This is a genomic window from Alcanivorax hongdengensis A-11-3 (genome assembly GCF_000300995.1).
Classification (GTDB): domain Bacteria; phylum Pseudomonadota; class Gammaproteobacteria; order Pseudomonadales; family Alcanivoracaceae; genus Alcanivorax; species Alcanivorax hongdengensis.
This window is the reverse complement of the sequence record NZ_AMRJ01000022.1, coordinates 1-13,206: the sequence shown is the minus strand read 5'-3', so window position 1 is coordinate 13,206 and position 13,206 is coordinate 1. Positions and strand designations below refer to the sequence as shown.

Below are 13,206 nucleotides of genomic sequence, written 5' to 3'. Positions count from 1 at the left end.
GTGGCGGACGCCTCTCTTATCTATCCCAATGCTTGCGGCATGCCCCATGCCGACATGCCGGTTTACTGGCGACAGGGGGGCGCTGACGTACAGTCCGGCTCCCTGGCCCAGGCGTTGCAGGCCTGTAACGGCCCGGTGCGATTGGTGCTCAGCAACCGTGATGCGCAACTGACCGAGGTCAGCCTGTCCCGCAAGCAGGCCCGGCATCTGCAAAAGGTGCTGCCGTTTCTGCTTGAAGAGCAACTGCTCGATAGCCCGGAGTCTCTGTGGCTGGCGGCCGGCAAGGCTGAATCCGGTCATTATCCGGTGGCCGCCATCGCCCGCGAGCACATGGATGCCTGGGTGGCCCTGGTGGCAGACAGCCCCTGCACTCTGCAATCCATTCGCGTGGACACTGATCTGCTGGCTGACCGTGCGCCGTTGATCATCAGCCTGGATGGCAAGGTGCTGCTGCAATCCGGCCGTAATCAGGCATTGTGGATCGACCAGGCTGATCAGGACCGTATTCAACCGCTGTTTGCCGGTGCGCTGGACGAAGCCATGTTGATCAGCGCCGAGGATGAATTATTCGACCTCTTTGCGGCGGCCTTTCGAGAAGGTCGTGCCGTAGAGCTGATGCAGGGCGCCTATGCGCCGCGCAAGGACAAGCAGGCATCCAGTTCCATGTGGGCCCCCTGGCGGCCGATCATGGCCATGGCAGCGGTGATTTTCGTGTGCGCCGTCATCACTCTCTGGGTACAGGAGTGGCGCTATCAACGGGCGGCGGATGCGGCGTTTGCCCAGGCCCAGGCCCGTTACGAGCAACTGTTCCCCGGTGATCGGGCCACTGCGGCGCTGAGCCGTCAATTCCGTGCTCGCCTGGCAAGGCTGGGCGGGGTGGAAACCGCCGATGCCGGTTTTCTGTCCCTGCTGGCACCGGTTGCCACGGTGCTCCACGGCAGCAAGGTGGAGGCCAAGCGCATGCAGTTCGACCAGCGCGATGGCTCCCTGATGCTGGATGTGGGGGCCAAGGATTATGCCGAACTGGAGAAACTGCAGCAGGCCATCCGTAAACAGGGGGTGGACGCCAACATCGCCAATTACCGTAATGGCGCCAGCGGCGTAAATGCGCGAATCAAGGTGGAGCAGGCCGGATGAATGTTGCACAGCTGAAAACCACCGCCGCGCAGCGTCTGGCGCCGGTACAGCAATGGTATGAAAGCCGCGAGCCCCGCGAACAGCGGGTGCTGCAGGTATTGGCGCTGGTCATGGCGCTGGTTCTGCTTTACTGGTTGCTATGGGCGCCGAGCATGGCCGCCCGGGAAAAGGCCCGCCAGCGTTATATCGCCAACACCCAGACGCTGGAATGGATCAGTGACAACGCCGAGGCAGTACGCGCGGCGACCCGTGGCAGTGATCGCAATGCACCTCCGGGCAACTGGGTCAGCAACGTCAGCCGCAGCGCCGACCAGTATGGTTTGACCCTGAAAGGCTTTTCACCCCAGGGCAACCAGTCGGTGCGTATCCAGCTGGAAAACCAGCCGGCCGCGCAGACCGTGCTGTGGCTGCAATCCATGGTGTCGCAGGGACTGGAGCTGGCCTCCATTGAAATGAGCCCGGGCGACAAACCCGGCACCAGTACACTCCGCGCGACCTTGCAGCAGTAATTAATGATCCGATTTGTTGCAGCCGGTTTACTGGCTCTTTCCAGCACCGCGGCACTGTCCGATTGCCGCTTTGATACCCTGGATCAGGGGCGCGTGCTAAAGCTGGATGCCACCCGGTTTCCGTCCCTGCAGGGCAAGAGCCTGCCGTCCCTGTCACTGATGCGTTATCAGCAGGGCCGCTATGTGCCGGTGCCATACCAGTTCGATGAGCTGGATGAGCATGGCCAGGTCTGGTTCGCGAGCACCGGTTTTGCCCTGGACGGTGCGCCGGGGCGCCTGGATGGCCACGATCAATTACTGGCTATGCTCACCGATGCCGGCCGTTCGGCGCCGGCGGGCAGTCAGCCGGAAAGCGGTCAGGTGCTAGCAGATATTGCCGTTGCCCACGGTTGCCATTTTTATCTGGTGCAGGACAACAGTGAGCGCAGTGGCCGTTACTACGTGTCCCACGATCCGGAAACCGGTGTCACCAACACGGCGCTCTACCGGCTGGACGTGGAGCCGGATAACGAACTCAACTGGCGCTATCTGGGTTACCTGGGCTACCAGGGCGACGGCTCCATCATCGATACCCTGAAGATGCGCATGAGCGCCGGCGTGCTGTCGCGCTTTACCCGCATGTCCCTGGACAATCACAACCTGCGACCCCAGGCCATCGGTCATCGCCTGGGGCCGATCCGCTCGGTCATGCATCTGAAAACCCGGGTGGTATTTGCCGGCATTCCGGTAATGACCCTGCAGGTGCAGGCCATGCGATACGCGGCCCATTACGAGGCCCATACCTACGCACGGATCCCCGATCTTTACCGTGCCACGCTCAAGGACCCGCAGGTCAGTGTCACCATCGATGGCAATGCCCAATACGGGGCACGGGTCTATACCGCACGTCACAGTGACGACCCGGTGGTGGTGGATGGTGAACCCGATGCCCGTGATCAGGCATTTGCCGACCAGGCCGTGACCACTGAGGACAACTGGATTCTGTTCGATAGCCAGCGTGATTTCGTGCTGCTCACCGAGCTGTCGGTACCGGAGGCGTTAAAGAATATGCCACTGGGGCTGGTGTACCAGGATGATCGCACTCTGGATCTGGACCCGGAGCAGTTTCCCGGTCAACTCCCCAATCTTGGCTATCGGGTGGAGGGTTGGCCGGACCCCCAGGAACTGCAGTTTTCGGTGTCGCTGTATTTCGACAACGGACTGCATGACATGGCGGCCGGCCGCTTTGCCAGGCTGCGGGCGGAGCCGGTCCAGGCGACCGTTACCCGCCCCGCAGCCTCCACGGTTACTCCATAGTCGCGCTGCTGCGCTCGCGGGGATAGGGCAGGCTGTCTTTCAGCGCCACATTGTCCGAGCGGGACAGGGGCAGCCAGACATGGCCCTGGACATCCGCTACCCGGGCCAGGAAGGCGGAATTGAGCGGAAACTGGGTGGTGAATCCATAGATGATCAACCCCACCCGGTCACCGGCTTCCAGCGGTTGTGACAGGGCCGGCAGTTCCATGCGATAGATGCCCTTGTCCGGCAGGGGCGTGAGTTGCTCACTGGCAACTTTCACGCGGCGGTGGTTGGCATGTTGCACCCCCACGCCGACAAACACGGGCATGCTTTTCTTGCCGGAGGTACCGCCCAGATTCAGGTCGATACGCGGCTTGCCGAGCAACAGTTCATCATCACCCCGGGCCACATAAACCGGCACGAACTTGGGCCGGCCAAAGCCGCCATTGGGCTTGAGGTCGCGCAGGTCGGCACCGGGCCACAGGCCCCGGAACATGTCGGTGCCCACATCGAAGCCGATCATCAGCCACTCAAAGGCGCCGGACAGGGGCAGGGTGACCCGGCTCTTGGGCACCGGGAACTCGTCTCGGCCCTCGGGCAGGGGCGCATTCAGGGCGATACCGCGCTCATCATCCACATTGATGCAGGTGTTGGGCAGCTCGCTTTTGCCGCCTCGCAGTTTTTCATCCCACCAGCTGACCACGGTATCCACGGTGGTGTCGTTGAAGTCCCCACAGTGCACATTGTCATCGGTTTCGAAGGGCAGAAAACCTTCCCATTGCTGGATCGGCCAGGGCAGCACATGGGCACTCTGCAGGCCGATCAAGCGTGCATCGCGGCCGCCTTTTTCCCAGCACTGCTGATTCTTTTCGGCTTGCTGGTAGGGGAACATGGTGTCATGGAAACCCTGGATGAAGAGGGCGTCCGCGTAGGGGCGTTTGCCCTGGTCGCAGTACCAGGCCGGGCTGCGCTGGTACATCAGCGCCTTGAGCTGCTCGTTGACGGTGCCGCCGAACGCGCTGCGCCAGGGCTCGGCGAACATTTCGCCCACATCAAAACCGCTGTTGATGGCGCCTGCGGCCAGCAGAATGCCGCCCCAGCCCGTGCGGAATTCGCCATTCGGGGCCACACTGTTCATGTCGTACCAGCTGGCCAGGGGTACGATGGCCTTGAGCCGCTTTTCATTGAAGGCGGCCAGGGTCTGCACGCCGGCCCCGTAGGATTCGCCGATCATGCCGATGGCGGGGCTGCCGTCATCCAGGCGGTGGATGCCGGGCAGGTGATTGAGTGACCAGTCGATCACCTGGGACAGGTCGGCCACTTCATAATCCGGGTCCATCATGTGGACATGGCCGTCGGAGTCCCCCCAGCCCCGCTGGTCATAGAACACCACCCAGTAGCCTTTCTTCCAGGCGGCCAATGCGGCCTCACCGGTGAGCATGGACTTGCCATAGAGAGAGAACGGTCGCTTGGCGCGGAAACCACCCCAGCCATGGGTGGCAATAATCAGCGGCGCGTCCTCACCGGCACTCATGGCAGGCTGGTACACTGTGGCGGCCAGTTCCTTGCCGTCACGGGTCGGAATCTTCACCTGAAAATAGCGAGCTTCCAGATTGGCGGGCGCCTGCGTGGCGTTGGTGGTGTTCAAATGGGTGGTGCTGCAGCCGGCAATCAACAACAATGCCAGCGCGCTAACGAGTAATCGCATGGGGCTGCGTCCTCTCTTTATTATTCTTACGTTCCGGATGCGAGGCTAAATATGGGCAAAATGGCTGCCAAAAGCCAGTTTTCATCCACCTTGTTGTGGTTTTTTTATGGCCTGTGTTCTCTGTTGCTGGCCATTTGTGTCACCTGGGGCCTCTACAGCCAGATCAATTACGGCTTCCCGTTCTGGTACAAGCAACTACACATCAATGAGCATATCCACCAGTACGCTCCCAAGAATCGCCATAAACACGGCTTTGCACAATTGCCGCCTGAGCAACATATGCAGGCATTTGAGCAAATCACCCGTGCCGTGCATCACGGCGGTGAGGGGCTTGAGGCCATTACCTATCAGGCGCCGGGCTGGCCGCCCCAGCGGTTGCTGGACCGCGCCGAAGTGCAGCATCTGCAGGATGTAGCGCATTTTATCGACCTGGGGCGCTGGTTGATGCTGGGGCTGGCGATACTCTGGTTACCGCTGGCCTGGTTGTGTATCCGTCGCGGGCTGCCGTTCATGCGTTACCGACTGCTGTTCACTGTTTTCGTGGCAGGGGCTGTGATAGCGTGGTTCGCCGTTGCCGGGCCGACAGCCGTGTTTTACCAGTTTCATATCTGGCTGTTTCCCGCCGGCCATCAGTGGTTCTTCTACTGGCAGGACTCACTGATGAGCACCTTGATGAAAGCGCCGGATCTGTTCGGGGGAATCGCAGCAGTGATCGGAGCAGGCGCCCTGGCGCTCACTCCGCTTCTGTATTTTTCCGGCCTTCGCCTGACACGCCATATTCAGACAAGAAACGGCTCATGAGCATAGAAGTACTGACCGCCGACGCCGGCGGCAGCGAGAACCTGCAACGCTGGGCAGCCCTGGGCCTGCCGGTGCCGCCCAGCTGGAAACTTTACCGGGACAGTACCCTGTGCCAGCCGCCGGAAGTGCTGGCCGAACAGCTGGGCAGCCTGCCGGGGTTGTTCCCGGGTCAGCGTTACTGGGTGCTCCAGCAGGGCCCCATGAACCCGGATTCGCGCCGCGAAAGCCTGCTGAACCTGGATTCGGACGAGGCCCTGGCCGCCGCCGTGCAGAGCATCTTTGCTCGCGACAACAGTCCCGACGAACTGGTAATACAGGCCATACCCCGCCAGCAGGCCGCCGGCGTGCTGTTTACCCGCCATCCACTGCGCCAGGACCTGGCCCATGTGGTGGTGGAAGGGGTCGTGGATGGCCAGGCGGAGCGCCAGCGTCTGATTTTTGATGAGCATGGCCGGCTGGTACACCGCACCGATGAGCAACAGGGCCTGGACACACTGGTAGGCGAGCAGCGCCTGATGGCGCTTTACCATCAGCTCCGGCAACACTTTGACCGGCCCCAGGCCGGTGAGTGGGTGTTTGATGGCGAACAGCTGTGGCTGTTGCAGACCTTGCCGGTGGGGTCTTTGCCCATGCCCCGTGAGGCCTGGAGTCGCCGGGCCGGAGGTGTGATCTTCCCGGATGTGGTGTCGCCGCTGTGGTATACCCTGGCCGGCCGCTGGCTCAAGACCGCGTTCTGGCAACCGCTGGTCAGCCAGCAACACTGGCGCGACCTGGAGAAGATCGAACCCTATCGGCGCCAACACAGCCACATCTACACCAATTGCGCCTTTTTCCGTGCCTTGCAGGCCGACCATCCGGCGGCGGTGCAGCATTTGCCGCCGGCCTGGCAGCCCCTGGGCCGTGATGAGGGGGTGGCCAGCGCGCCATCGCGCGTCAAACTGGCCTGGTGCGAACTGGTGCTGGGCCGTTTGGCCCGGGCCATACGCGGCTGGAACATCCGCCACCATGGCCGAGACGGGCTCTGGCAGGCGCTGATGCAGCTGGACCGGCTGGGGGAGCAGCTGGCCTTGCGCGAGGGGACGCTACGTTATCTGCTGGTGCCGGATCTGGCCCGCAACCTGAACCGGCCGTTGCCATTGGACAGCCTGTTGAGCCAGACCGAGCTGGATGCGGTGCGGGCCGTGGCCGCCGGGCAGGGGGCCCGCCTGGGCGATGCCCGCCTGCGCCCCGGTGCGGATCCGGTCCATGCGCCGCTCAGCGAAGGGCCGGCGCAGGCGGAAGGACTGCAGGGCTGGCAGGGTGAGCGCCCGATCTCTGGTGGTGAGCCGCTGCCCGAAACACTGGCAAAACCGGTGGACCTGGCTGGCCAGGCCCGCAGTCTGCGTTATGCGCTGGGTAACCGTTTTCGCCAGGTGCTGCGCGCCATGGCCGCCATCGTGGTGGAGGAGGGCCTGCTCAACCACCTTGATGATATCTACTTCCTCTACTTTGATGAGCTCTGGCAACTTTGGATGGAGCGTCAGATACCGGCCAGTGCCGGTGCCGAGAAACTGGCCGAGCGCAAGGTCCGCTACCTGGAAGATGGCCACAAGGGCGCACCGGACTGGATGATGGACCAGATCGGCTACGGCTTCGGGGGCGGCTACCGTCTGAGCCCGGTGTTGCGAGGTCGTCCCTTGGTACCGGGCCGGGTAACAGGGCCGGTACGACGATTATGCAGTGCCTGGGGCCTTAACCGCATTCGCCCGGGGGATATCGTGGTAGTCGATCAGGTGGAGCCCAGCTGGCTACCCTGGCTGGTGCAGGCCGGTGCCCTGGTGATTGCCGAGGCCGACCCGCTGAACAGCGCAGCCAGCCTGGCCTGTGCCTGCGGCATCCCGGCCATCTGGGGCGCCAGCGATGTGATGCACAGCGTCCGCGATGACCTGCTGGCCACCCTGGATGCCGAGCAGGGCGTGCTGGATGTGGATGAGGCGGAAATGGTCGACAGCGAACCAGTCGGAGACTAATCAATAACGCCGCAAAGCTGACTTTTTCACCCGTAAATGCAAGAGGCCGCGCCCAGTCGATGGGCGCGGCCTCTTGCATTTAAACGTCGAAAACGCGTGGTCGCGAACTATTAACTCTCATCCATATAGCCCAGCAGATGCGGCACCATGCGCTCGATCTCCTTGCGGGTCATGCCCTTGCGGGCGGCGTAGTCGTCCATCTGGTCCTTGGCCAGCTTGCCAGTGCCGAAATACTTGGCCTCTGGATGAGAGAAATACCAGCCGGAGACCGCCGCCGCCGGCAGCATGGCGTAGCTTTCGGTCAGGGTCATGCCAGCGTTGGTTTCCGGGTCCAGCAGTTGCCACAGCAGGGCCTTCTCGGTGTGGTCCGGACAGGCCGGGTAGCCGGGGGCCGGACGGATACCACGGTATTTCTCGCTGATCATGTCCTGGTTGCTGAGCGCCTCGTCACTGGCATAGCCCCAGTACTCCTTGCGCACCTTTTCGTGCATGCGCTCGGCGAAGGCCTCCGCCAGCCGATCAGCCAGGGCCTTGAGCATGATGGCGGAGTAGTCATCGTGGTCGGCCTCGAAGCGGGCCACGTGCTCGTCGATACCGATGCCGGCGGTCACGGCAAAGCCGCCCAGCCAATCAGTGAGGCCGGTTTCTTTCGGGGCGATGAAGTCGCTCAGGCAGTAGTCGGGTTTATCGTTCTTGCTGCGGTCCAGCTGCTGGCGCAGGTGATGGAGGGTCATGAAGGCCTCCTTGTCACCCGGGTGGCGGTACAGCTCGATGTCGTCCATGTCGGAATTGGCAGGCCAAAAACCGATTACGGCACGGGCAGTTAGCCACTTTTCTTCAACGATTTTCTCAAGCATTGACTGGGCATCGCGATACAGCTTGGTGGCCTCGGTGCCCACCACCTCATCGTCCAGAATGTTGGGGAACTTGCCGGCCAGCTCCCAGGAGCGGAAGAAGGGCGTCCAGTCGATGCGCTGGACCAGATCCTGCAGCGGGTAATCATCGAATACCTTGAGGCCTTTGACCCGGGGTTCCGGCGGCGTGTAGTCGCTCCAGTCCGGCTGGAAGCGGTGCTCGCGGGCCTGCTCGATGGCAATCAGGCTGCGATCCACCTGCTGCTGCTTGCGGCGCTCGCGCAGGCCCTCATAGGTTTCCTTCAGCTCGGCGACATAATCCGCCTTGGCAGTCTTGGACAGCAGCTTGGAGGCCACGCCCACGGCCCGGGAAGCATCGGCCACGTGAACCACCGCCTTGTCATAGGCCGGGTCGATTTTCACGGCGGTGTGGATGCGGCTGGTGGTGGCGCCACCGATCATCAGGGGCAGGTCCATCTCCAGGCGCTGCATTTCGCTGGCCACGTGCACCATCTCGTCCAGGGACGGGGTGATCAGGCCGGACAGACCGATAATGTCGACTTTTTCTGCCTTGGCCGTCTCGAGGATCTTTTCGCAGGGCACCATCACACCCAGGTCGATCACCTCATAGCCATTACACTGCAGCACCACGCCGACGATGTTCTTGCCGATGTCATGCACGTCGCCCTTGACGGTGGCCATGAGGATCTTGCCATTGGATTCATCCTGGGTGCCCATTTCCTCCTTTTCCTTCTCCATGAAGGGGAGCAGGTAGGCCACGGCTTTCTTCATGACCCGGGCGGATTTCACCACCTGCGGCAGGAACATCTTGCCTTCACCGAACAGGTCGCCGACCACGTTCATGCCGTCCATCAGTGGCCCTTCAATCACGTGCAGCGGCCGCTCGGCGTTCTGGCGGGCCAGCTCGGTATCGTCTTCCACGTAGTCGGCAATGCCCTTGACCAGGGCATGCTCAAGGCGCTTTTCCACCGGCCATTCGCGCCAGGCAAGATCTTCCTTCTTGGTTTTCTCAGCGCCACTGCCGCGGTACTTCTCGGCCAGGTCCAGCAGTACCTCGGTGCCGTCTTCCCGGCGGTTGAGCACCACGTCTTCCACGGCGTTGCGCAGTTCCTCGGGAATGTCCGAGTACACCGCCAGCATGGCGGGGTTGACGATGCCCATGTCCATGCCGTTCTTGATGGCGTAGTAGAGGAACACGGCGTGGATGGCCTCGCGCACCGGGTCGTTGCCGCGGAACGAGAAGCTCACGTTGGAGACGCCGCCGGAAATCATGGCGTGGGGCAGGGTGCGCTTGATGTCGCCCACCGCCTCGATGAAGTCCACCGCGTAGTTGTTGTGCTCTTCGATGCCGGTGGCGATGGCGAAGATATTGGGGTCGAAGATGATGTCTTCCGGCGGGAAACCCACCTGCTCGGTGAGCAGCTTGTAGGCGCGGGTACAGATATCCACCTTCTGCTGGCGGGTTTCCGCCTGGCCGTTTTCATCGAAGGCCATGACGATCACGGCGGCGCCATAGCGGCGCAGCAGCCGTGCCTGATGCAGGAAGGGCTCTTCGCCTTCCTTCAGGGAGATGGAGTTCACCACGCCCTTGCCCTGGATGCACTTGAGGCCGGCCTCGATCACTTCCCACTTGGAGGAGTCGATCATGATCGGCACTTTGGCGATTTCCGGCTCCGAGGCCACCAGGTTGAGGAATTTGACCATGCACTCGGCGGATTCCAGCATCCCCTCGTCCATGTTGATATCGATGATCTGTGCGCCGTTTTCTACCTGATCGCGGGCCACGTCCAGGGCGGTGTCGTAGTCCTCTTCCTTGATCAGGCGCAGGAAGCGCTTGGAACCGGTCACATTGGTGCGCTCACCGACATTGACGAACAGCGAGTCCTTGGTGATGGTGCAGGGCTCCAGCCCGGACAGGCGGCAGGCCACCTCGATGTCGGGCAGTACACGCGGCGCCAGATCTTGCACGGCCTGGGCCATGGCGGCGATATGCTCCGGGGTAGTGCCGCAGCAGCCGCCGATGATGTTGAGAAAGCCCTTTTCCGCCCAGCCGCGAATCTCTTTGGCCATGGTGGCCGGGTCCAGGTCGTACTCGCCCATCTCGTTGGGCAGGCCGGCGTTGGGGTGGGCGGACACGAAGGTCTCGGAGATGCGCGACAGCTCTTCGATATAGGGGCGCAGCTCCATGGGACCCAGGGCACAGTTAAGCCCGACGCTGATGGGGCGGGCATGGCGCAGGGAGTTGTAGAAGGCTTCGGTGGTCTGGCCGGTGAGGGTGCGGCCGGAGGCATCGGTGATGGTGCCGGAAATCATCACCGGCAGGTCCAGATTGTGCTCGTAGCAGTACTGATCCACCGCGAACACCGCCGCCTTGGCGTTGAGGGTGTCGAAGATGGTTTCGATCAGCACCATGTCGATGCCGCCTTCCACCAGGCCGTCCAGGGCGTCCAGGTAGGCCTCCACCAGCTGGTCGAAGCTGACATTGCGGAAACCCGGGTCGTTCACGTCCGGGCTGATGCTGGCCGTGCGATTGGTGGGGCCAAGCACCCCGGCCACGTAGCGGGGCTTGTCCGGTGTCGAGGCCTCGTCCGCCGCTTGCCGGGCCACGCGTGCGGCGGCCACGTTGATGTCCCGCGCCAGGTCCTGCATGTCGTAGTCGGCCATGGCAATGGACGTGGCATTGAAGGAGTTGGTCTCGATAATGTCCGCACCGGCGTCCAGGTAGCCCTTGTGCAGCGCCTTGATCTGTTCTGGCTGGGTGATGCAGAGCAGGTCGTTGTTGCCCTTGAGGTCACTGGGCCAGTCGGCGTACTGGCTGCCCCGGTACTGCTCCTCGGTGAACTTGCAGCGCTGGATCATGGTGCCCATGCCGCCATCCAGGATCAGGATGCGGTCTTTCATCTGGGCGGTAAGCTGCGCACGCACGCTCTGGGACATGAAACTCTCCGGCTGGGCCTTGTTGGAAGGAGGGGCATTATACCGGTGTGTATGCCGATACCCAATGTTGAACGGCCGTGGGAGGGAAATTCAGGCCCGGGACTGGCCATCTTTCCCGCAAGGTTTCATCATAGGCGGCGATTGGTTCACTCACCGGCCCCAAATCCGGTGAAACTTTTGTAAAATCATCCGCTTCGGCTAGTCTTCAGGCTTGGGACTCGCCGCAGTTGGGTGATAATCCGCGCTCACTGGATGAGGAGTACGCTGAATGGATCAATATCTGTCTCAATTGCAGACGTTTGCCAATGAAAACCTGATGCCCTACGCCTGGAATATCGTCGCGGCGCTGGTCATTTTCATTGTCGGTAAGTGGATTGTGGGTCGCCTGGCCAACTGGTCAAGCCGGATGCTCGACAAGCGTGTCGATGCCACCGTGGCCAAGTTCCTGGGCAATATCATCCACATCATTCTCTTTGCCTTTGTGGTGATTGCGGCACTGGATCAGCTGGGCGTGGAAACCACCTCGCTGGTTGCCATCCTTGGCGCTGCCGGCCTGGCCGTTGGCCTGGCCTTGAAGGATTCCCTGGGCAATTTTGCTGCCGGCGTCATGCTGATCCTCTTCAAGCCGTTTCGAGTGGGGCAGTATGTGGAAGCTGGTGGCACCGCCGGCACGGTCAAGGAAATTCGCATCTTTGCCACTATCTTCGGCACACCGGATAACAAGGTGGTCACCGTGCCCAACGGTTCGATCATGTCCGGCAATATCGTCAATTATTCAGAAATGCCTACCCGTCGTGTGGATATGGTGTTTGGCGTGGGTTACGACGCGGACCTTTCCCTGGTCAAGAAAACCCTGCAGGACATCCTCGCCAATGATGAGCGGGTGCTGAAAGACCCGGCCCCGACCATCGTTGTTGGTGAGCTGGCCGACAGCTCCGTGAACTTCCTCTGTCGCCCCTGGGTGAACAGCGCCGATTACTGGGGCGTGTTCTGGGATACCACGGAAACCGTGAAGCGTCGTTTTGATGAGGCGGGTATCAGCATTCCCTTCCCGCAAATGGATGTCCATCTGGACAAACAGGATTAATAGAGGAGTTAGCATGCGCAGTAAATACCTCGCTGCCATGGTGCTCGCTGCCGGCTTGCCGGCAGTGACCATGGCCGCTGAGACCGAGGGTAGCGATGGAGCCGACAAGGCTAAATGGTCCGGGGATATGGCCCTGGGCCTGCTGTTCCAACGGGGCAACACCAATTCCGATTCTCTGAATGCCAGCATCAATGCCACCCGTGACAGTGCCTTCTGGCGTCACACCTTCAAGGCCGATGCCAATAACGAGAAGGAGAAGAACCCGGATACGGATGAGTACCAGCGCACCGCGGAAAATTACTACGCGTCCTATAAGCTGGACCGCAAGCTCGGTGAAAACTCCAAGAACTATCTGTTCAACGTGGGCACCTACGAGAAGGACACCTTCTCCGGTTACCAGTACGAAGCCAGCTATGCGCTGGGTCTTGGCCGGCGCTGGCTGGAGACGGATCGTCAGACCCTGGATCTGGAACTGGGTCCGGGTTACCGCGTGCAGTGTCTGGAGCCGGAAGATTCCTACGGGGATTGTGCCAATACCGAGGAAAGCGCCATAGCACGGCTGGGGCTGAAATATACCCTGCAGGTAACCGAGAATTCCGACTTCCGCCAGGAAGTCACCAGCGAATTCGGTGACGGTTCTGCCAAGACCCGGAGTGAAAGTGTGTTTGATACCAAGATCAACTCGCACTTCTCCCTGCGGTTGCGCTACCTGCTGGAAACCGACAGCAATGCACCGGACGGGACGGAAAACACCGATCAGGAGTTTTCCGTGGGGTTGGCTTACAAGTTCAAGTAAGCCGCGCCCGCACAAGCTCGTTCAAAGCCCCGCCTCGTGCCACTGCTGTCCCACAGTTTGGGATAAATG

Annotated in this window: 9 protein-coding genes; 7 read left to right on the top strand and 2 right to left on the bottom strand. The window is 61.5% G+C overall.

Annotation, left to right across the window (positions count from 1 at the left end):
• The 3 genes from gspL to A11A3_RS12680 are packed head-to-tail and all read left to right on the top strand — an operon-like array spanning window position 1 to window position 2,942.
• A complete protein-coding gene (gene gspL, locus A11A3_RS12690) occupies window positions 1–1,137 on the top strand; it encodes a type II secretion system protein GspL (RefSeq protein ID WP_040297178.1) in 1,137 nt (378 codons plus the stop codon).
• The gene (locus tag A11A3_RS12685) at window positions 1,134–1,646 is read left to right on the top strand and encodes a type II secretion system protein M (protein ID WP_008929713.1); all 513 of its coding nucleotides are present in this window, start codon (window positions 1,134–1,136) and stop codon (window positions 1,644–1,646) included. The genes gspL and A11A3_RS12685 overlap by 4 nt, the downstream gene beginning before the upstream one ends.
• Window positions 1,647–1,649: 3 nt before the next feature.
• Complete coding sequence (locus A11A3_RS12680) at window positions 1,650–2,942, top strand: hypothetical protein (protein WP_008929712.1); 1,293 nt, start codon at window positions 1,650–1,652, stop codon at window positions 2,940–2,942.
• Here the strand turns inward: A11A3_RS12680 and A11A3_RS12675 are convergent.
• The gene (locus tag A11A3_RS12675) at window positions 2,932–4,632 is read right to left on the bottom strand and encodes a CocE/NonD family hydrolase (protein ID WP_040297176.1); all 1,701 of its coding nucleotides are present in this window, start codon (window positions 4,630–4,632) and stop codon (window positions 2,932–2,934) included. The two genes, A11A3_RS12680 and A11A3_RS12675, sit on opposite strands and share 11 nt — an antisense overlap.
• A 51-nt stretch (window positions 4,633–4,683) precedes the next feature.
• Between A11A3_RS12675 and A11A3_RS12670 the strand changes: the two genes are divergently transcribed.
• Together A11A3_RS12670 and A11A3_RS12665 are read left to right on the top strand one after the other, a co-directional pair.
• A complete protein-coding gene (locus A11A3_RS12670) occupies window positions 4,684–5,433 on the top strand; it encodes a lipoprotein intramolecular transacylase Lit (RefSeq protein WP_008929710.1) in 750 nt (249 codons plus the stop codon).
• Window positions 5,430–7,442, top strand: a complete 2,013-nt coding sequence (locus tag A11A3_RS12665; RefSeq protein WP_008929709.1) for a PEP-utilizing enzyme — start codon at window positions 5,430–5,432, stop codon at window positions 7,440–7,442. The genes A11A3_RS12670 and A11A3_RS12665 overlap by 4 nt, the downstream gene beginning before the upstream one ends.
• Window positions 7,443–7,552: 110 nt before the next feature.
• On the opposite strand, the gene metH is transcribed toward A11A3_RS12665, so the two are convergent.
• The gene (gene metH, locus A11A3_RS12660; protein ID WP_008929708.1) at window positions 7,553–11,254 is read right to left on the bottom strand and encodes a methionine synthase; all 3,702 of its coding nucleotides are present in this window, start codon (window positions 11,252–11,254) and stop codon (window positions 7,553–7,555) included.
• Window positions 11,255–11,522: 268 nt separating this feature from the next.
• Between metH and A11A3_RS12655 the strand changes: the two genes are divergently transcribed.
• Window positions 11,523–12,341 carry a mechanosensitive ion channel family protein gene (locus A11A3_RS12655; RefSeq protein ID WP_008929707.1) on the top strand — a complete coding sequence of 273 codons (819 nt, stop codon included), beginning with the start codon at window positions 11,523–11,525 and terminating at the stop codon, window positions 12,339–12,341.
• 13 nt (window positions 12,342–12,354) lie between these two features.
• Entirely contained in the window at window positions 12,355–13,137 is a 783-nt protein-coding gene (locus tag A11A3_RS12650) for a DUF481 domain-containing protein (protein ID WP_008929706.1), read from the top strand.
• The last annotated feature ends 69 nt before the right edge of the window (window positions 13,138–13,206 follow it).